General features: G+C 58.4%; 19 protein-coding genes. 5 read left to right on the top strand and 14 right to left on the bottom strand.

The features are described 5' to 3' along the window. Positions 1–50: 50 nt before the first annotated feature. A complete protein-coding gene (metE, locus tag QLG03_RS16410; RefSeq protein WP_135719605.1) occupies positions 51–2315 on the bottom strand; it encodes a 5-methyltetrahydropteroyltriglutamate--homocysteine S-methyltransferase in 2265 nt (754 codons plus the stop codon). 231 nt (positions 2316–2546) lie between these two features. Between metE and metR the strand changes: the two genes are divergently transcribed. Then, positions 2547–3500, top strand: coding sequence for an HTH-type transcriptional regulator MetR (gene metR / locus QLG03_RS16405; RefSeq protein WP_032454519.1), 954 nt, complete (start codon positions 2547–2549; stop codon positions 3498–3500). Here the strand turns inward: metR and QLG03_RS16400 are convergent. The 3 genes from QLG03_RS16400 to pldB all read right to left on the bottom strand — a co-directional run bounded on the left by QLG03_RS16400 (position 3388) and on the right by pldB (position 6213). Continuing rightward, positions 3388–4287: a carboxylate/amino acid/amine transporter gene (locus tag QLG03_RS16400; protein WP_044521766.1), complete on the bottom strand. Its 900-nt coding sequence runs from the start codon at positions 4285–4287 to the stop codon at positions 3388–3390. The genes metR and QLG03_RS16400 overlap by 113 nt on opposite strands. An 88-nt stretch (positions 4288–4375) precedes the next feature. Then, the gene (gene yigL, locus QLG03_RS16395; protein WP_017899394.1) at positions 4376–5176 is read right to left on the bottom strand and encodes a sugar/pyridoxal phosphate phosphatase YigL; all 801 of its coding nucleotides are present in this window, start codon (positions 5174–5176) and stop codon (positions 4376–4378) included. 44 nt (positions 5177–5220) lie between these two features. Continuing rightward, positions 5221–6213 (bottom strand): lysophospholipase L2, encoded by a 993-nt coding sequence (gene pldB, locus QLG03_RS16390; protein ID WP_008807942.1) that lies wholly within the window; start codon positions 6211–6213, stop codon positions 5221–5223. Between the two features lie 109 nt (positions 6214–6322). Here pldB and rhtB point away from each other — a divergent pair, with 109 nt between their 5' ends. Then, positions 6323–6943 carry a homoserine/homoserine lactone efflux protein gene (gene rhtB / locus QLG03_RS16385; protein ID WP_002883411.1) on the top strand — a complete coding sequence of 207 codons (621 nt, stop codon included), beginning with the start codon at positions 6323–6325 and terminating at the stop codon, positions 6941–6943. 162 nt (positions 6944–7105) lie between these two features. After that, positions 7106–8038: an Rpn family recombination-promoting nuclease/putative transposase gene (locus QLG03_RS16380; protein WP_023291573.1), complete on the top strand. Its 933-nt coding sequence runs from the start codon at positions 7106–7108 to the stop codon at positions 8036–8038. A 44-nt stretch (positions 8039–8082) separates the two neighbouring features. On the opposite strand, the gene rhtC is transcribed toward QLG03_RS16380, so the two are convergent. The 3 genes from rhtC to pldA all read right to left on the bottom strand — a co-directional run bounded on the left by rhtC (position 8083) and on the right by pldA (position 11519). Further along, complete coding sequence (rhtC, locus tag QLG03_RS16375; protein WP_048336567.1) at positions 8083–8703, bottom strand: threonine export protein RhtC; 621 nt, start codon at positions 8701–8703, stop codon at positions 8083–8085. 61 nt (positions 8704–8764) lie between these two features. Continuing rightward, on the bottom strand, positions 8765–10591 hold the full coding sequence (gene recQ / locus QLG03_RS16370; protein WP_255989710.1) for an ATP-dependent DNA helicase RecQ: 1827 nt from the start codon (positions 10589–10591) through the stop codon (positions 8765–8767). 67 nt (positions 10592–10658) lie between these two features. Next, positions 10659–11519 (bottom strand): phospholipase A, encoded by an 861-nt coding sequence (pldA, locus tag QLG03_RS16365; RefSeq protein ID WP_004886777.1) that lies wholly within the window; start codon positions 11517–11519, stop codon positions 10659–10661. A 152-nt stretch (positions 11520–11671) separates the two neighbouring features. Between pldA and yigI the strand changes: the two genes are divergently transcribed. After that, positions 11672–12136: an acyl-CoA thioesterase YigI gene (yigI, locus tag QLG03_RS16360; RefSeq protein ID WP_002883404.1), complete on the top strand. Its 465-nt coding sequence runs from the start codon at positions 11672–11674 to the stop codon at positions 12134–12136. Between the two features lie 48 nt (positions 12137–12184). Then, a complete protein-coding gene (gene rarD, locus QLG03_RS16355; protein WP_023291570.1) occupies positions 12185–13081 on the top strand; it encodes an EamA family transporter RarD in 897 nt (298 codons plus the stop codon). An 84-nt stretch (positions 13082–13165) separates the two neighbouring features. On the opposite strand, the gene corA is transcribed toward rarD, so the two are convergent. From corA to QLG03_RS16320, 7 genes are all read right to left on the bottom strand, one after another. After that, positions 13166–14116, bottom strand: a complete 951-nt coding sequence (gene corA / locus QLG03_RS16350; RefSeq protein ID WP_002883400.1) for a magnesium/cobalt transporter CorA — start codon at positions 14114–14116, stop codon at positions 13166–13168. Between the two features lie 355 nt (positions 14117–14471). After that, entirely contained in the window at positions 14472–16634 is a 2163-nt protein-coding gene (uvrD, locus tag QLG03_RS16345) for a DNA helicase II (RefSeq protein WP_004886784.1), read from the bottom strand. 63 nt (positions 16635–16697) lie between these two features. Next, positions 16698–17414: a 5-amino-6-(5-phospho-D-ribitylamino)uracil phosphatase YigB gene (yigB, locus tag QLG03_RS16340; protein WP_023291569.1), complete on the bottom strand. Its 717-nt coding sequence runs from the start codon at positions 17412–17414 to the stop codon at positions 16698–16700. Then, positions 17414–18316 carry a tyrosine recombinase XerC gene (gene xerC, locus QLG03_RS16335; RefSeq protein ID WP_044521758.1) on the bottom strand — a complete coding sequence of 301 codons (903 nt, stop codon included), beginning with the start codon at positions 18314–18316 and terminating at the stop codon, positions 17414–17416. The genes yigB and xerC overlap by 1 nt, the downstream gene beginning before the upstream one ends. Next, positions 18313–19020, bottom strand: a complete 708-nt coding sequence (locus QLG03_RS16330; protein WP_044521756.1) for a DUF484 domain-containing protein — start codon at positions 19018–19020, stop codon at positions 18313–18315. The genes xerC and QLG03_RS16330 overlap by 4 nt, the downstream gene beginning before the upstream one ends. Beyond that, entirely contained in the window at positions 19017–19841 is an 825-nt protein-coding gene (gene dapF / locus QLG03_RS16325) for a diaminopimelate epimerase (RefSeq protein WP_002883394.1), read from the bottom strand. The genes QLG03_RS16330 and dapF overlap by 4 nt, the downstream gene beginning before the upstream one ends. Before the next feature lie 35 nt (positions 19842–19876). Continuing rightward, on the bottom strand, positions 19877–20080 hold the full coding sequence (locus QLG03_RS16320; RefSeq protein WP_004886794.1) for a lipoprotein: 204 nt from the start codon (positions 20078–20080) through the stop codon (positions 19877–19879). Between the last annotated feature and the right edge of the window lies 1 nt (position 20081).

Below are 20081 nucleotides of genomic sequence, written 5' to 3'. Positions count from 1 at the left end.
GCAGGAAAAAAAGGAGGCAAATGCCTCCTTTTTGCTTTTTCGGGTGACGATCAGGCAGATTGACGCAGGTTACGCGCCGCTTGCACCATATTCGCCAGCGCGGCGCGAGTCTCCGGCCAGCCCCGGGTTTTCAGGCCGCAGTCCGGGTTAACCCACAGCCGCTCCGCCGGGATACGCTGCGCGGCTTTTTCCAGCAGCGCTTCGATCCACTCCACGCTCGGTACGTTTGGCGAGTGAATATCATATACCCCCGGCCCGATTTCATTGGGATACTCGAACACTTCGAACGACTCCAGCAGTTCCATGTCGGAACGCGAGGTTTCAATGGTGATCACGTCGGCGTCCAGCGCGGCGATGGAGTCCATGATGTCGTTGAACTCGCAATAGCACATGTGGGTATGGATCTGAGTGTCGTCTTTGGCCACCGCGGCGTTAAGGCGGAAGGCTTCCACACCCCACTGCAGATAAGCATCCCAATCGCTGCGCTTCAGCGGTAACCCTTCGCGCAAAGCAGGCTCATCAATCTGGATGATGCCGATACCGGCCGCTTGCAGATCCGCCACTTCATCACGCAGGGCCAGCGCAATCTGTTTCGCGATGGTTTCACGGCTGACGTCTTCCCGCGGGAAGGACCAGCACAGAATCGTCACCGGTCCAGTGAGCATCCCTTTCACCGGCTTGTCGGTCAGCGACTGCGCGTACTTCGCCCATTCGACGGTGATCGCCTGTGGACGGCTGACGTCGCCGATCACCACCGGCGGCTTCACGCAGCGGGAGCCATAACTCTGCACCCAGCCGTTTTGCGTGAAGATGAAACCGTCCAGATGCTCACCGAAGTATTCCACCATATCGTTCCGCTCGGCTTCCCCGTGCACCAGTACGTCTAATCCTAACCGCTCCTGCTCGACGATCGCCTGCTTAATATGTTCCGCAATGCCGGTACGATAATGACTGGCGTCCAGATTGCCCTTTTTGAAGTCCAGGCGCAGGCCGCGGATCTCGGTCGTCTGCGGGAATGACCCGATAGTGGTGGTCGGCCACGCCGGCAGGTTAAAGCGTTGACGCTGCGCCTGAGCGCGAACCTCATAGGGGCTGGCGCGCTGGCTGTCCTGAGCGGTGATCGCCGCCAGCCGTTTTTCCACCGCCGGGTTGTGTACGCGCGTCGAATGGCGACGGGCATGGACTGGCGCGCTCCACTCGGTAATCGCCGCGGTATCGCCGCTGTTCAGCGCATCGCGCAGCAGCGCCAGCTCACCGCATTTTTGCAGCGCGAAGGCAAACCAGCTCTTCACTTCCGCATCAAGGCGCGTCTCCACGCTCAGGTCGATCGGGCTGTGCAACAGAGAGCAGGATGTCGCGACCCACAGTTCGCGCTTACCGACGAGGTTTTTAATTTGCGCATATTTTTCGGCGAGATCGGCGCGCCAGACGTTACGCCCGTTGATCAGGCCGGCGGACAGCAGCCAGTCGGCAGGCAGACATTTATGCAGTTCGGCGACATCATCTTTACCGTGGACCAGATCGACGTGCAGCCCCTGGACCGGCAGCGCAGCAATGGTCTCGAGATTGTCGCTAACGCCTTCAAAATAGGTGGTCAGCAGCAGTTTGACCTGGCCCTGCAGGGCGTCATAAGCCGGTTTAAAGGCCTCCAGCCACGCTGGCGGCAGCTCCAGCACCAGCGCCGGTTCATCAATCTGCACCCACTCAATGCCGCGCTTCGCCAGTTCGGCCAGCACCTGCTGATAAACCGGCAGGATGTCATTCAGCAGGCTCAGACGGTCAAACGGTTCGCCTTTCACTTTGCCCAGCCACAGATAGGTCACCGGCCCCAGCAGCACGGGCTTGATCTTGTGGCCCAGCGCCAGCGCTTCGTCCACTTCATCCAGCAGTTGGGTCCAGGTCAGTTTGAACTGCTGGCCCTTCACGAACTCTGGCACCATGTAGTGATAGTTGGTGTTGAACCACTTGGTCATTTCCGCAGCGGCCGCTGGCTCGCCGGTGGGAGCGCGGCCGCGGCCAATGCGGAACAGGGTATCGATATCGACAGAGCCGTCTTTGTTCTGATGACGAGCCGGCACGTTGCCAAGCAGCAGGCTGGTGGTCAGAACATGGTCGTACCAGGCGAAATCGCCCACCGGCAGCAGGTCAATACCGGCCTGCTTCTGCTGCTCCCAGTGACGGGCGCGCAGTTCCCGGCCTACCGCCAGCAGCTCCTCACGAGTGGCATTGCCCGCCCAGTAGCTCTCTTGCGCTTTTTTCAGCTCGCGGCGCAGGCCAACGCGAGGAAAACCGAGGGTGTGGTTAATAATTGTCATTTTTTGAGCCTCATAATTGCAATCCGAAAGATTTCGGATTTAGGGAAGGCGGCAAACTTGCTCATCCCCAGGAGCTTACTGAAGTCAGCGACTGGGGTGAGGAAGTGCAGCCAACGCACCATAAATTCGAAAGATAAAGGATTTAGCCATCCAGATGTTTACACATCCATAATTGGCAGTTACTGTATATTCCTCAAGCGCAAATTGCTCATGGCGAAGTGAAGGACTTTCATGATCGAAATTAAACATCTGAAAACGCTGCAAGCGTTGCGGAACAGCGGTTCACTGGCGGGCGCAGCGGCTGCCCTGCATCAGACCCAGTCCGCCTTGTCTCACCAGTTCAGCGATCTGGAACAGCGCCTCGGCTTTCGTCTCTTTGTGCGTAAGAGCCAGCCGCTGCGTTTTACTCCTCAAGGGGAGATCCTCTTACAGCTGGCCAACCAGGTGCTGCCGCAGATCGCTCGCGCCCTGCAGGACTGTAACGAACCACAACAGACCCGGCTGCGGCTGGCTATCGAATGCCACAGCTGTATTCAGTGGCTCACGCCGGCGCTGGAGAATTTCCGCGCCCGCTGGCCGCACGTGGAAGTCGACTTCCATTCCGGCGTCACCTTCGACCCGCAGCCTGCGCTGCAGCAGGGCGAACTGGATCTGGTCATGACCTCAGATATCCTGCCGCGCAGCGGTCTGCACTACTCGCCAATGTTTGATTATGAGGTGCGCCTGGTGCTGGCGCCTGAGCACCCGTTAGCCATGAAGACGCTGATTACGCCGGAGGATCTGGCCACGGAAACGCTGCTGATTTATCCCGTGCAGCGCGGACGCCTCGACATCTGGCGTCATTTCCTGCAGCCGGCCGGCATCAGTCCCCAGCTGAAAAGCGTCGATAACACGCTGTTGCTGATCCAGATGGTGGCAGCCCGGATGGGTATCGCCGCGCTGCCGCACTGGGTGGTGGAAAGTTTTGAACGCCAGGGTCTGGTGGTGACCAAAACCCTGGGCGAGGGATTATGGAGCCGGCTGTACGCGGCCGTTCGCGATGGCGAACAGCGTCAACCGGTCACCGAAGCGTTTATTCGCTCCGCGCGGAACCACGCGTGCGATCATCTGCCGTTTGTCCGGAGTGCGGAGCGACCCAGCGTCGATGGACCCACAGCGAGGCCAGGATCACCAACGCTCCGCTAATAAAGCTCGGCCAGTGCGGCTGCTCCTGCCAGATGGCAAGGTTAACCAACAGCCCGGCGGGGACATGGACGTTATTCATGATCCCCAGCGTGCCAGCGTCCACCTGAGTGGCGCCATAGTTCCACATAAAGTAGCCCAGCCCGGAAGCCACGACGCCAAGCCACACCAGCACGCTCCACTGCAGCCTGGTGGTCGGCAGCTTCTGTGGGTTGCCCAGCATAAACCATGCCGCCACCGCCACGATAAAGGCCCCGACATAGAACCAGGCAAAGGCATTGTGCTGCGGCATCGGTCGCACCTCCATCAGGCGCTTGTAACCCACCATCCCGATGGCGAAGCAGAGGTTTGACAACTGCACCAGTAACAGCCCGGTCCAGAAATGATCGCTGACTTTGTCGTAACGGATAATCGCCGCCCCCAGCACCGCCAGCGCGGCGCTCAGCAGATAGCCCCAGCGTAGTTTACGTCCGCTGAGCAAATCGTAGATCAGCGTGATATACAACGGGGTAAACACGGTAAACAGCAGGAATTCCGAGACCGTCAGATAGAGATAGGCGCGAAAGGCCAGCAGGTACATGATGCCAAGCTGCATCGCGCCCACCAGCATATAGAGTACGATCGTGCGCGGAGACTGGCCGCGCGTCCGCAGGAAAGGCAGGAACACCAGCGCCGCCAGGCCCACGCGCATCAGCACCGAAAAATAGCTGTCGACGCTACCGGCCAGGTACTCGCCAATCAGGCTGAAAGAAAAGGCCCACAGGATAGTGGTGATAATTAACAGCGCCACAATGGTCGTCTCGTTGGATAAAGAACAGGCATTGTAGCGAAGAGTCAGGTTGACGACTGGACAGTTATTCGCCAGTCGTCAATCTTTTTCAGTCGAGGTACAGCTTACGCAGATAGTGCGGGACCGCATCGTCGGCGTTGCTGCCGATCACTTCCAGCTCCGGATGCAGATCCTTCAGCCGCTGGTGGGCGTTGGCCATAATGCAGCCTTTACCGGCCATCGACAGCATCTCGGCGTCGTTCATGCCGTCGCCGAAAGCGATGCAATCGGACAGACTGTAGCCGAGCATTTTAGCCACCGCCTCCAGCGCATGCCCCTTCGATACCCCGCCCGCCATCACCTCCAGGCAGGTTAAGGTGGAGAAGCTGACGTTCACGCGATCGCCCCAGCGGGCGTTCATCGCCTGCTCAAGCGGCAGTAGATGTTCGTGATCCTCACAGGTAAAGAACACCTTGCTGATCCCCTGCGGATCCAGTTCGCCCGGCTCATACAGCTTGTAGTTAAACACCGCCTCTTTGAAAAAGCGCATCTCTTCCGGGCGATGGCGGTTCATATACCACTCATCTTCCCGATAGACGTTAGTGACGATTTTCGGGTCGTTGCGCACGATTTCAAACAGGTCGGCGGCAATATCGCGGTCGAGGTTATGGGCGAAAATTTGCTGGCCATCGCTATCGTGAACGCGGGCGCCGTTAGAGGTGATCATGTACGACCGGATGCCGAGATTATCGCGGATCTGCCCGACGTCGATGTAGTGTCGGCCAGTGGCGAAGACGAAATTGATCCCACGAGCGGTAAGCAGCTTCAGCGTCTCTTTGGCATACGGGGTCAGGAAATGATCGGGGGAAAGCAGCGTGCCGTCTAAATCAGACGCAACAACCTGGTACATAAAAAAGTTAACCTCTAAGCAGGGCGACGAGCGTTATCGTCGGATTAAGTATGTCGATTGAAAAACTCGACGATGGCATTGAGCGCGACTGAGCGCATAGCGTCCTTTTCAAAAAGGATCTCATGGTATGCCCCTTCAATGACGAGCGGCTTTCCGCCCTCACAGGGATGGCCGGCGGCGGCCCGTAATTCACAATAGCGGTCGTGCATCAGATTATCGACCACCCGCTCCTCTTCCGCCTGCAGCAGCAGCGTCGGGGCCGTATCTTTCTCCACATTCGCCAGCACTTCATCACCGGCCAGCATGCCTTCGCGCACCCAGTGCCAGGTCGGGCCGCCGACCTGCAGTCGCGGCTCGTCGGCATAGAAGCGCAGGTTACGACGATAGCGTTGTCGACTGTGCGTCAGCACGTTAACGGCAAAAGGCAGCGCCCGCCAGCGTCCGGTGCCGATGGCATACTCTTCGCGAATGCGCTGATGGCCCTCAGCCCAGTCGAGAATATGCCGCACCATCCAGTCCGGCAGCCGAATGATAATCCCGAACATCGGCGCGCAGAGCGCAATGGCATCGCAATGCGCCTGGTAGCGTTGCAGAAAAAGCGTGGCAATCGCCCCGCCCATAGAGTGAGCGAGGATAAACCGTTTTCGCCAGTGGCCCGGGACCACCTGCTGCTGCCAGAGCGCAGCCAGGTCATCAACATAATCGCTGAAGTTAACCACGTGCCCGCGGTGGGTATCAGAGAGCAGACGACCCGAGCGTCCCTGGCCGCGATGATCAATGATCATTACGTCAAAGCCGCTGTGAAAGAGATCGTAGGCCACTTCAGCATACTTCACGTAGCTTTCAATGCGCCCGGGGCAAATCAGCACCAGCCGATCGTTATTTTGCGCGCAAAAGCGAACAAAGCGTACCGGTACATCATCGACGCCTTTAAATTCAGCCTCTTCGCGCTGTCGCCAGAAATCCGTCAGCGGCCCCATGCTAAAGGCCGCAAACGCGTTTTCTCGTGTTTCCCAGTCCTTTTTCTGCCCAAACATCGGGTTTACACCCCTGTTAACCGCTGAAAATCGTTTTTTTGCCGTGTATCACACAATGCTGACACAATAGCGTATTGTGGCATAAAAACAGACAATCAGGGAGTTTCTCATGACCATTGAGTGGTGGTTCGCCTACCTGCTGACATCAATCATTCTCAGCCTGTCCCCGGGTTCCGGAGCGATTAATACCATGACCACCTCCATTAACCACGGTTACCGCGGCGCGGCGGCGTCGATTGCCGGTTTGCAGACCGGGCTGGCCATTCATATCGTGCTGGTCGGCGTCGGCCTCGGCACTCTCTTCTCTCGCTCGGTGCTGGCCTTTGAGGTGCTGAAATGGGCCGGCGCAGCCTACCTGATCTGGCTGGGTATCCAGCAATGGCGCGCGGCAGGGGCCATCGACCTGAATACGCTGGCGAAGGCGCAGACCCGCGGCAAACTGTTCCAGCGGGCGGTGTTCGTGAATCTCACCAATCCTAAAAGCATCGTTTTTCTGGCCGCCCTGTTTCCACAGTTTATCCTGCCCCACCAGCCCCAGGTGATGCAGTATCTCGTTCTGGGCGTCACCACCATCGTCGTCGATATCATTGTGATGATTGGCTATGCAACCCTCGCACAGCGCATTTCAGCATGGATTAAGGGGCCAAAGCAGATGAAGGCGCTGAACAAAGTCTTTGGTTCACTGTTTATGCTGGTTGGGGCGCTGCTCGCCTCCGCCCGTCACGCCTGAATGATGGAATCTCGCTCGCAAAGAGAGGTTCGCCTGGCTGGCGAAGCCATCTCTCTGCGCGAGCCGGCGCGCAAAGCGGGAAATTAATCTTTTTGCCCGCTGTCGACGCTGAGCCCGCCGTGCCAGGATGCCGCCAGAGACGTGATTCACGGATGAACGGCGATGGCAGAAACGGCGACCCCACATGATGCGGTATTTAAAACTTTTCTGTCGCGGGCTGAGACAGCGCGCGATTTTATCGAGATCCACCTGCCACCGTCGTTAACAGCGATCTGCAAACTGGATACCCTGCGTCTGGAATCCGGCAGCTTTCTTGAAGACGATCTCAGGCCCTACTACAGCGATATTCTCTATTCGCTGGAAACCACCCGCGGTAAAGGGTATGTCCATGTTCTGATCGAGCACCAGAGCGCCCCCGATAAACTGATGGCCTTTCGCTTAATGCGCTATGCCGTCGCCGCCATGCAGCGCCATCTGGAGAGCGGCCATAAAACGCTGCCTCTGGTTATTCCGGTCCTCTTCTATCAGGGACGACGCAGCCCCTATCCTTGGTCTATGAGCTGGCTGGATAATTTCGCCGATCCCGAGACCGCCCGCCAGCTCTATAGCGGGGCGTTTCCGCTGGTCGATATCACGGTGATCCCCGACGACGACATTATGCAGCACCGCAGCATGGCGGCCCTGACGCTGGTGCAAAAACACATCCGCCAGCGCGATATGGCGCAATTGCTGGATAAGTTGACCCAACTCTTAATGCTGGAGCAGATGAGCGGACAACAAATCACCGTATTGGTAAACTATATGGCTCAGGCAGGGGATGCCGAGGATACTCGGGCACTCTTATACGGGCTGGCACAGCGCGTGCCGCAGCATGGAGGATTACTGATGACGCTGGCGGAAACATGGCTCGCAGAAGGTATGGAAAAAGGCATCAGGAAAGGCGTACAGCAAGGCATAAAGGAAGGTATAAAGGAAGGCAAACATCAGGCCTTGCTGCAGGTTGCCGAAGCGATGCGCAAACGCGGGATCGATGACGAAGCGATTATGGAAATGACCGGTCTGTCTGAAGACGAGCTGCAGCGGCTTCGCTATTGACACTTTCTCCACCCGGATATAGCCGGGTGGAGCATCGCGCCAGGTTAACGCGAGATAATCAGATGGATGCCGAAGCCCGCAAACAGCGTGCCGGCGATACCGTCGATCCACTTCGCCATCCGCTGATAGCCGCGGCGCATCCCCGGCAGGGCGAACAGGCTGGCAACCACCAAAAACCAGGCCAGCGTCTCCATGATAATCAGCAGAAAAATGCCCCAGCGCGCGCCGGCGCCAACGCTGTCACCGACGAACAGCGAAAACACCGAGCCGAAGTAGATAATCGCTTTCGGGTTCGCCAGATTGGTCAGCAATCCCTTCAGGAAGCTGCGTCCGCTGCGGGCCAGTTCAACCTGCGGTTCTGCCGGGGACACCGCCTCTTTTTTCAACGCGCCGCGCAACATCTGATAGCCCATCCAGCACAGGTACAAGCCACCGCCGATCATAATGATGTTGTGCAGCCATGCCATTCTGGCGAGGATCAGGTTCAGGCCGAGCAGCGCAACCCCCGCCCAGATCATCACGCCGCAGGTGATCCCCAGTACGCCCATCATCGCCTCTCTGCGCGAGCGGCTGATGGCCGTTTGTGAGACAAAGAAAAAATCCGGCCCCGGGCTCATTAGCGCAATGATATGCACCAGCGCCACGGTGAGGAAAAGCATCAGCATAGTTAACTCGCAGGAAAATAATGAAGAGGATAACTATTCTGGCACTTTTATAGCCAGCTGACTACTCATCGTCGCCATCGACATGCGACCGGATCAGCGCCATAAACGGCTTGCCGAAACGCTCGAGTTTACGTGTCCCTACGCCGTTGACGCTGAGCATTTCGCCAGCGGTTAGCGGCGACTGCTCCGCCATCTCAATCAGCGTCGCGTCGTTGAAGACCACGTACGGGGGAATGTTTTCTTCATCGGCAATCGCTTTACGTAACTTGCGCAGCTTGGCAAACAGCTTACGATCGTAATTACCGCCGAAGGATTTCTGCATCGCCTTCGGCTTCAGCGCCACGATACGCGGTACGGCAAGCTGCAGCGGAAGGTCGCCGCGCAGCACCGGGCGTGCGGCTTCGGTCAGCTGCAGCGCGGAGTGCTGGGCGATATTCTGCGTCACCAGCCCAAGGTGAATCAGTTGGCGGATCACGCTCACCCAGTGCTCGTGACTCTGTTCCCGGCCGATGCCGTATACCGGGAGCTTATCGTGGCCCATCTCGCGGATGCGCTGATTGTTGGCGCCACGCAGGACTTCCACCACGTAACCCATCCCGAAGCGCTGGTTAACCCGATAAATAGTGGAGAGCGCCTTGCGGGCGTCCATTAAGCCATCATACTGCTTCGGCGGATCAAGACAGATATCGCAGTTACCGCACGGCTCCTGGCGTCCTTCGCCAAAGTAGTTCAGCAGCACCAGACGACGACAGGTCTGGGCTTCAGCAAACGCCCCCATCGCGTTCAGCTTATGCCGTTCGATATCCTGCAGCGGTCCGGCGGGCTTCTCTTCCAGACAGCGGCGCAGCCACGCCATGTCCGCCGGATCGTAAAACAGCATCGCTTCCGCCGGCAGGCCGTCACGCCCGGCGCGGCCGGTCTCCTGATAGTAGGATTCAATATTGCGCGGGATATCAAAATGCACCACAAAGCGGACGTTCGGCTTGTTGATGCCCATCCCAAAGGCCACTGTCGCCACCACAATCTGCAGATCGTCGCGCTGGAATTTCTCCTGCACGTCGGCGCGCACGTCGTTTTCCAGGCCGGCATGGTAAGCCGCCGCGCTGATGCCGCGGCTCTGCAGACGCGCGGCGGTATCTTCCACTTTCGAACGGCTGTTGCAGTAGATAATGCCCGATTTGCCTCGCTGATCCTGGACGTAGCGCATCAGCTGGTCGAGCGGCTTGAATTTCTCCATCAGCATATAGCGGATGTTCGGCCGGTCGAAGCTGCTGACCTGAATCAGCGGATCGTTAAGTCCCAGCAGACGGACGATATCGCGGCGGGTGGTGTCATCGGCGGTGGCGGTCAACGCCATAAACGGGATCTGCGGCATCCGCTGACGCAGCTGGCCCAGCGCGGCATATTCCGGGCGGAAGTCATGGCCCCACTGAGAGATGCAGTGCGCTTCGTCCACCGCCAGCATCGCCAGATTCCAGTTCGCCAGATGCTCAAGGAAGTTGTCGAGCATCAACCGTTCCGGGGCGATATACAGCAGACGAACCTGCCCGCTGCGGCAGCCGGCCATCACGTCCTGCTGCTGTTCGCGGCTTTGCGTCGAGTTCAGACAGGCCGCCGCCACGCCGTTGGCCAGCAGTTGATCGACCTGATCTTTCATCAGCGAGATCAGCGGCGAGACCACGACCGTCAGGCCGCCCATGACCAGCGCCGGTACCTGATAACACAGCGACTTGCCGCCACCGGTCGGCATAACCACCAGGCAGTCACGGCCCTCGAGCACCGTCTCGATAATCGTCTCCTGGCCAGGACGGAACTGCTGGTAGCCGAAGGTCTCTTGTAAAACCTGCTTAGCCAGCGATTCCTGATTTAATACTTCCGCCTGTGCCACGTTGACCCCATTTGCCTGAAAAGAAAACAGGCGCTATTTTCAGCGCCTGCGAGCCAGAGTGCAACGATTAAAACAGATCGTTAAGCATTAGCCCGACGCCGACGCGCGTTTGATTAAAGTTGTAGTCGATAAGCGATTCGCCGTAGCCGCTGTAGATCTGGGTGTAAGCGCGAACATGTTTGGTGATGGGATAGCTCACCCCAAGTTCCGCCCCGCCGTAGCCAGTATTCCAGTTGTATTGCCCCTGCGCGCTAAGGATCGCCTCGCCCAGCTGGTAGCCCACCTTCAGGCGGTAATAACCCATATATTTGGTGATGTCCGGGTTATCATCGGTGCTGCCCACCACATACCAGGGTTTCACTTCCACCAGCCAGTTGCCATTTTGCGCCATCAGGCGGGCATAAAGCCGGTTCCAGCTGCGCGAGGTGGGATCGGAACGGCCATTCGAGTCGTGGTTATATCCCATTTCGATATCGCGCAACGTCCAGCCGGCAAACTGATAGTCGGTCGCAAAGCCAAGAAACAGCTGGGGTTCGTAGTTGGTTTCGCGAAACGGCGCCGACTCTTTGCTGTTGGAGAGCTGCCACCAGGATTTCTGGGTATAGGACGCGCCGAGCAGCGAATTATCCCCCAGGATGCCGCGCCACAGCGGGAAGGCGAGGCTCAGCTGAAACTTCACTTCATCTTTACGGGCATTTTCGGCCCAGTCATAGCTGCGAATCGCCTCTTTATTGAGATCGCTGGTCCACGTGTAGAGCAGATAGTTGCTTTCATAAGGGTAGAGCAGAAAAGGATTATCATGATCCTGTAGCAGGTTGGCGATAATACTGCCGCGCACTGCTGGTTTGTCGTGTACCGACGCATCCTGCGCCATAACACCAGCCGGTAGCGCGCACAGCGCCGCCAGGCAGGCCAAAGAGATACGCATGCTGGTCTCCTGATAAATAGTTTTTATTTTTGTTTAACCTGAAGACATTCTACCTGTTTATTAATCCCCTGCCCCCTAATCCACTCCGAAAGTGGAAATCAATATTTTAGAAGCATAAAATCAACATTTTATTAACGAATGGAACCGGTGTTATGTCCGAACTTACTGCCGAAGCAGCTCTGAAACTGGTGGGGGAGATTTTCGTCTATCACATGCCGTTTAACCGCGCCCTCGGCCTCGAACTGGAGCGCTATGAAAAAGCGTTTGCCCAGCTCAGCTTTAATAATCAGCCGATGATGGTCGGCAACTGGGCGCAAAGCATTCTGCATGGCGGAGTGATCGCCTCCGCGCTGGACGTCGCCGCAGGGCTGGTCTGCGTTGGCAGCACCCTTACCCGCCATGACACTATCAACGAAGAAGAGCTGCGCCAGCGGCTTTCCCGCATGGGAACCATCGACCTGCGCGTGGACTACCTGCGTCCGGGCCGCGGCGAACGTTTTACCGCGACCAGCACCCTGCTGCGCGCCGGCAATAAAGTGGCGGTAGCCCGTGTGGAACTGCATAACGAAGCGCAGGTATATATTGCCAGCGCAACAGCGACCTATATGGTGGGTTGATTGGCCAAAATCGAGTAACATCACTCTCTTTGGCAATGGATTTTACCGATGGATGCGAAACAGACGCGGTTGGGGATTATTCTGGCCCTCGCCGCCTACTTTATCTGGGGTATCGCGCCGGCGTACTTCAAACTTATCTACTATGTTCCCGCCGATGAAATTCTGACCCATCGCGTGATCTGGTCTTTCTTCTTCATGGTGGCGCTCATCAGCGTCAGCCGCCAGTGGCCGCAGGTGAAAAAGCTGCTGAAGACGCCGCGCAAGATCTTCCTGCTGGCGCTCTCTGCGGTGCTGGTCGGCGGCAACTGGCTGCTGTTCATCTGGGCGGTGAATAACCACCATATGCTGGAAGCCAGTCTCGGCTACTTTATCAACCCGCTGGTGAATATTCTGTTAGGGATGATTTTCCTTGGCGAACGTTTCCGTCGCCTGCAGTGGCTGGCGATGATCCTCGCCTTTTGCGGCGTGCTGGTGCAGCTCTGGACCTTTGGTTCGCTGCCGATTATCGGCCTGGGGCTGGCCTTCAGCTTTGCCTTTTATGGTCTGGTGCGCAAGAAAATCGCTGTCGATGCGCAGACCGGCATGCTGGTGGAAACGCTGTGGCTGTTGCCGGTGGCGGCGATTTGGCTGTTCGGCATCACCGACAGCCCCACCAGCCATATGGGGCAGAACCCCTGGTCGCTCAATCTGCTGCTGATGGCGGCGGGCGTGGTGACCACCATCCCTCTGCTGTGCTTCACCGGGGCGGCAACGCGTCTGCGGCTCTCCACGCTGGGCTTTTTCCAGTACATCGGCCCAACGCTGATGTTCCTGCTGGCGGTGACGTTCTACGGCGAAGTACCGGGCAAGGATAAAATGGTCACCTTTGGCTTTATCTGGGTGGCGCTGGCGATATTCGTGATGGATGCGGTGTATACGCAAAGACGGGGGCGTCGGAGCCAGTAGATTGCCGGATAGCGTCTATGCCCTATCCGGCTTACAAAAGTCCAGCACCCAGGCCGGATAAGCGAAGCGCATCCAGCACAACAACTACAGCCAGTTTTTACGCTTGAAGTAGAGATACGGCGCCAGGCCGGCCAGCATCATAAAGACGATCGCCCCCGGGTAGCCGAAGCTCCAGTGCAGCTCCGGCATAAATTCAAAGTTCATTCCGTAGCTGGAGGCCACCAGAGTTGGCGGCAGGAACACCACCGACACCACCGAGAAGATCTTAATGATGCGGTTCTGTTCGATATTGATAAAGCCCATCGCCGCCTGCATCAGGAAGTTCACCTTCTGGAACAGCGATTCGTTGTGCGGCAGCAGGGATTCGATATCGCGCAGGATCTCCCGCGCCTGCTCCAGCTGGCCCGCCGGCAGGCGCGCCTTACGCACGAGGAAGTTCAGCGCGCGCTGGGTATCCATCAAACAGAGGCGGACCTTCCAGCCGATATCTTCCAGTTCCGCCAGCGTCGACAGCGCTTCGTCGTACTCATCGCCCTGGTGGCCTTCCATAATCACGCGGCTCAGCTTTTCCAGGTCGCTGTAGATGTTTTCTATCTCATCCGCCAGCTGTTCGATTTTGGTCTCGAACAGATCTAACAACAGCTCGTAAGCGTTGCCGTCCACCAGCGTCTGGTTACGCACGCGCATGCGGTAGAGGCGAAAAGCCGGCAGTTCACGCTCGCGCAGCGTAAACAGGCGCCCTTCGCGGATAGTAAACGCCACGGTAGAGTTACCCGCGTGATCGTCGGCATCTTCGAAAAAGAAGAAGGAGTGGATATGTAACCCGTCTTCATCTTCAAAGAAACGTGCGGAGGCTTCGATATCTTCCAGTTCCGGGCGCGTCGCCAGGTTCTGACCCAGTTCCGTCTGCACGCGGCTTCGCTCGTCATCGTCAGGCTCGACCAGATCGACCCACACCGAGCTGGCGAGGTGCTTGATCTCATCGGCTTCCAGGCGCGTTAAACGATTGTTTTCCAGTTGAAATGCGCTCAGCATGACCGGGACTCCCAATGCAAAAAAATTATCGGACAGTTCGGTGGGCACACAGAAACAAATTGGGTTTCAGACCATTAAGCCTGACTCAGCGCGACGGGAATGGGGCAGGTCGCTGACAACCGCTAAGGCTATCAGCATAAGAGGATAGCCTTAGGAGTTGTTCCTGAATGACAGGAAGTTGAGCCAGCATCTACTGGGTGTGTCCAAGGCGAATGTCCTCTTAGCGTAATCGTGCGCGCATGTTACGCCAGCGCAAAATCGGCGTCAACACGCAACGGAACGCGAAAGCGCAAATCAGGCGCCTTAACGTATAAAGGTAGCAGAATATTACAAAATAATGATATTTTTCTTAAAGTTACACTTCCTCGAGCCGGGCGTAAGCCGCTACCAGCCATTTGATCCCCTGACCCTGAAAAGCCACCTGTAGCCGGCTGTGCTCGCCGCTGCCTTCGAGGTTGACGATGGTGCCTTCGCCAAACTTCGGATGTCGTACGCGCTGGCCTAATTTGTAGCCGGTATCGCTCTCGGCAATCGGCGCGCCCAGTCGCTGATGGTTTACCGGGCGGCTTACCGTGGCCCGCAGACGCACCTCTTCTACGCACTCCTGCGGCAGTTCTCCAATAAAGCGCGACGGGCGATGGTAAACCTCTTTGCCGTACAGACGGCGGGTTTCCGCGTAGGTCAGCGTCAGCTTCTGCATGGCGCGCGTCACGCCAACGTAGGCCAGACGACGCTCTTCTTCCAGGCGGCCGCCTTCATCAAGGGCCATCTGGCTCGGGAACATCCCCTCTTCGACGCCGACGATGAACACCTGCGGGAACTCCAGCCCTTTCGCCGAGTGCAGGGTCATCAGTTGAACCGCATCCTGCCAGGTGTCCGCCTGCCCTTCGCCCGCTTCCAGCGCGGCGTGGGAGAGGAACGCCTGCAGCGGCATCAGATCTTCATCTTCTTCGTTGTAGCTGAACTGGCGCGTCGCCGTCACCAGCTCCTCTAAGTTTTCAATACGGGTCTGGCCCTTCTCGCCTTTCTCCTGCTCGTACATCGCGCGCAGCCCGGAGTCTTTAATCACCCGATCGGTCTGGACGTGCAGCGGCATATCGGTGGTCTCCTGCGCCAGCGCGTCAATCAGCTCCATAAAGCGCTGCAAGGCGCTGGCGGCGCGACCGGCCAGCGCTTTATCTTTCAGCAGCTCGCGGCTGGCCTGCCACAGCGTCAGCTGACGATCGCGCGACGTCTGGCGCACCACATCCAGCGTGCGGTCGCCGATGCCGCGGGTCGGCGTATTGACTACGCGCTCAAACGCCGCATCGTCGTTACGGTTGGCGATCAGACGCAGGTACGAGAGCGCATCTTTGATTTCCTGGCGCTCGAAGAAGCGCATGCCGCCATAGATGCGGTACGGCATGCTGGCCTGCAGAAGCGCCTCTTCCAGCACGCGCGACTGGGCGTTGCTGCGATAGAGGATGGCGCACTGCTCCAGCGCCCCGCCGTTCTCCTGCCAGGTTTTTATCCGGTTCACCACGAAGCGTGCTTCGTCGAGATCGTTGAAAGCGCAGTACAGCGAGATCGGCTCGCCGTCGGCGCCGTCGGTCCAAAGCTTCTTGCCCAGGCGACCGTTGTTGTTTTCAATCAGGGCGTTGGCGGCGCTGAGGATGTTGCTGGTCGAGCGATAGTTCTGCTCAAGGCGGATGGTTTCCGCACCGGGAAAATCGTTAAGGAAGCGCTGAATGTTCTCGACCTGCGCGCCGCGCCAGCCGTAAATCGACTGATCGTCATCGCCGACGATCATCACCTTGCCGGTATCGCCCGCCAGCAGGCGGATCCAGGCGTATTGAATGTTGTTGGTATCCTGGAATTCGTCGACGAGGATGTTGGTGAAACGCTCGCGGTAGTGCTGGAGGATATGCGGCTTATTCAGCCACAGCTCGTGGGCGCGCAGCAGCAGTTCGGCGAAGTCCACCAGCCCGGCGCGATCGCAGGCTTCCTGATAGGCCTGATAGACCTTCTGCCAGGTCTGCTCGACCGGATTGCCGTAGCTCTGAATATGATGCGGACGCAGCCCTTCATCTTTCTGGCTGTTGATGTACCACATCGCCTGACGCGGCGGCCACTGCTTCTCATCGAGGTTCATCGCCTTAATCAGACGCTTCAGCAGGCGCAACTGGTCTTCGCTATCAAGGATTTGGAAATCCTGCGGCAGGTTGGCGTCCAGATGGTGCGCGCGCAGCAGGCGGTGGGCCAGGCCGTGGAAGGTGCCCACCCACATGCCGCCCTGGGTGGTGCCCATCAGCTGGCCGATACGATGGCGCATCTCTGCCGCCGCTTTGTTGGTAAAGGTCACCGCCATAATAGAATACGGCGAGCAGTTCTCTACGCTCAGCAGCCAGGCGATACGGTGCACCAGAACGCGCGTCTTACCACTGCCCGCCCCTGCCAGCACCAGCATGTTGGTGCGCGAGGCCGCTACGGCTTCACGCTGTTTGTCATTAAGGCTGTCGAGCAGGTAAGAAACGTCCATTGGCACCGCCGGAAGAGAAGGGGTTCCACGAACCCCTGTTAATATATACAGAGTGACTGGTGATTATATCAGCGAGGTCAGAGATGCCAACCGTGAAATTTCAATATGCGGCAGCAGGCGGCTGTCCGCGGTGTGCATCAGGTCCGCGCCTTGCGGTTTGATCCAGCAGGCCTGCATGCCACAGCGCAGCGATCCGGCGACGTCAGTGGTCAGGTCATCGCCGACGTGCAGAATATGCCCGAGTGGTAAGTTCAGGCGCTCCGCCGCCAGATGGTACATGTCGGCAAACGGCTTGGAGCGGCCATCCGGCCCGGCGCGCAGCACAAAGCGGAAATAGTCGCTCAGGCCGAACAGCTCTGGTCGGGCGTTGCCGTTGGTAATCGCCACCAGCGGCCACTTCTCCGCCAGCTTCGCCAGCGTATCGTGGGTCTCCTGCGGGACATCGACGCGGCTACGCCAGTGGGCGAAGTGTTCCATCGCCGCATCGGCCCCCGCTTTCGCCGCGTCGGCGGAGAGGCCGGCGTTACGCATGCCTAACTCCAGCGCACGGTGGCGCCAGACGGTCACGTCGTGATAGATCTCAGGCTCGGATGCCAGCAGCGTCTGGCGCAGCTGATTAAGCTCATGGGCGTCGAACTGGCTGAGCGACGGATGGTAGCTGCGCACAAAAGCCAGCGACTCGTGCATCGTCCGGTCAATTACCGGGCGGTTATCATAAAGGGTATCGTCCAGGTCAAACGTCAGCGCGGAAATCTGGCCCAGAGGTCGGTAAAAACGCATTATTTCCCCCGTTTTGCGCGCGGATGCGCGGCATCGTACACCGAGGCAAGGTGTTGAAAGTCGAGATGGGTATAAATTTGGGTGGTGGAGAGGTTAGCATGACCCAACAGCTCCTGCACACCGCGCAGATCGCCGCTGGACTCCAGCATATGAGTGGCAAAGGAGTGGCGAAGCTTGTGCGGATGCACATGGCTGTTCAGCCCCTGCTTAATGCCCCACTCGGCGAACCGCTTCTGTACGTTGCGCGCCGAAATGCGCTTGCCCAGTTTCGACAAAAACAGCGCGTCGTCGTCGGTACCGAACAGGCCGCGTAAATCCAGCCAGTGCTCAATCCACATCACGGCGTTGCGACCGATCGGCAAACGGCGCTCTTTGCTGCCTTTGCCCATCACCCAGACCTCGCCGCTTTCGAGATCGAGATGTTTGATATCAAGGTTGACCAGCTCGGACAAACGCAGCCCCGCGCCGTACATCACCTCCAGCATCGCCCGGTCGCGCACCGCCAGCGGATCGTTGAGATCGATATCCAGCAGCCGATTGACGTCATCGACATCGATATTTTTCGGCAGGTGACGGGGAATTTTCGGCGCGGCGATCCCTTTCGCCGGGTTGGCGCTGAGCTCGCCCTGGCCGACCAGCCAGTCGAAGAAACTGCGCAGCGCCGACAGGCGAAGCGCCAGGCTCGCCGGGCCTAACCCCGCGCGGCGACTGCGCACCGCAAAGCTTCGCACCTGAGCGGCATCGCACTGCGACCAGCTTTTCAGACCCGCCTCATCCGCCAGGGCGATCAGCGCGTCCAGCTGTCGCTGGTAATTCAGTAACGTGATCGGGCTGAGCTGGCGTTCAACGCCCAGGTGGCGCAGAAAGCGGGAGACGGCGGAGAAGAGAGGAGAATCGGTCATGCGCGTTCAATCCAGCGCTCCAGCAGGCCGGGCAGCATCTGGGCAATCTCCTGCAGCAGCTGCGTCCCCTGTCCTGGCTGATAATGCTGCGCATCGCGGCTGCTAAAGAGCATCACGCCGGGGGCATTATCGCCGCCCAGCAGCGACATCGCCACTGACCCAATGGCTTTCGCCTCCGGCAGCACCACCAGCAGCTCCGGACCGTTGAGCGGCCCAAGGTAGTGGCGCGCCTGGCCCAGACGTTGAATACGGATCGGCTCAAACGCCTGCCGGCTTAACGCCAGATGGGTAAACTTCGAAGGCGCGCCGAGGCGCCAGCTGTCAGGGAACAGGCGCACCGTGGCGCCCGCCAGCCCCAGCTCGCGCGCCCAGCGGTGAAGGCGGTTGAGCATATCGTCGAGGCTCTCCGCCGCCGCCAGCCGCGTTTGCAGCTGCAGCAGGCGCTGGAACAGGCTTTCATTGGCGACCGCCTGCTCCATCAGCAGCGACATATTCTCTTCCAGCACATGAATATGGTTACGCGCCCGCATCATATGCCACTCCACCAGCGAAATCGTACCGCGTACCGGATGCGGGACGCGGAGGTGTTCGACCTGGGCGGCATTACGAATAAAAAATTCAGGATGTTGCAACAGATAGTCCACCACGGCGCGATCGTTCAATGCGCTGGCGACCTCCTGTTGTTCTTCCCCGATTGGTTTCATAAATGAATAAATCCATCATAGACATGGGCCGCCGGGCCGGTCATAAACAGCGGCTGGCCCGGGCCTTTCCAGGCGATATCAAGACGACCGCCGGGTAATTCCACACGTACCGTTTCAGCGAGCAGCCCCTGCTGGATCCCCACCGCCACCGCGGCGCAGGCGCCGCTGCCGCAGGCCTGAGTTTCCCCTGCGCCGCGTTCGTAGACGCGCAGACGGATATGGGACCGGCCGACCACCTGCATAAAGCCGATATTGGCGCGCTCCGGAAAACGCTCATGGCTTTCCATTACCGGGCCGAGGGTTTCCACCGCCGCCGTATCCACATCATCCACCTGGATAACGCAGTGCGGGTTCCCCATGGATACCACGCCGCACAATACTGTCTGCTCGGCGGCACGCATGATATAGGTCTTTTCCGCTTTGTTGGCGCGGAACGGCACCTGGGAGGGCTCGAAGTTGGGCTCGCCCATGTTCACCCGCACCAGATCGTCTTCCGTTACGCTTAATACCATACGGCCGTTGGCCGTACTCACGCGAATGTCACGTTTATTGGTCAGGCCTTTCAGCCGGACGAAGCGTGCGAAACAGCGCGCGCCGTTGCCGCACTGCGACACTTCGCTGCCGTCGGCATTAAAGATCCGGTAATGGAAATCCAGATCCGGATCGTAGGGCGGCTCCACCACTAACAGCTGATCGAACCCGACGCCAAGGTGGCGATCCGCCAGGCGGCGAATCAGCTCCGGCGAGAAAAAAACATTCTGCGTTACCGCGTCAACGACCATAAAATCGTTGCCAAGGCCATGCATTTTAGAGAACTGCATCATCTACTCCAGTTGCGCGGAACAGAACGTTATCGTTAGTAATTGACCTGGCTCGGACCACCGGTATCGCCACGATCGTTACGATCCGGCGTTGAGCTCTGAATGCCCGGGTTAACCGGTTTGGTCGGCGGCGGCGCAGTTTTGTCAGCCGGCGGGAAATAGAGAGGCCCTTTCAGACCGCAGCCGGTCAGGCTGAAGATCGCAAACAAAACGGCAAGCGTAGGAAAAACGTTTTTCATT

It is taken from the genome of Klebsiella sp. V115_8 (assembly GCF_029967715.1).
Lineage (GTDB): Bacteria > Pseudomonadota > Gammaproteobacteria > Enterobacterales > Enterobacteriaceae > Klebsiella > Klebsiella quasipneumoniae.
This window is presented reverse-complemented; position numbering and strand designations above follow the sequence as displayed.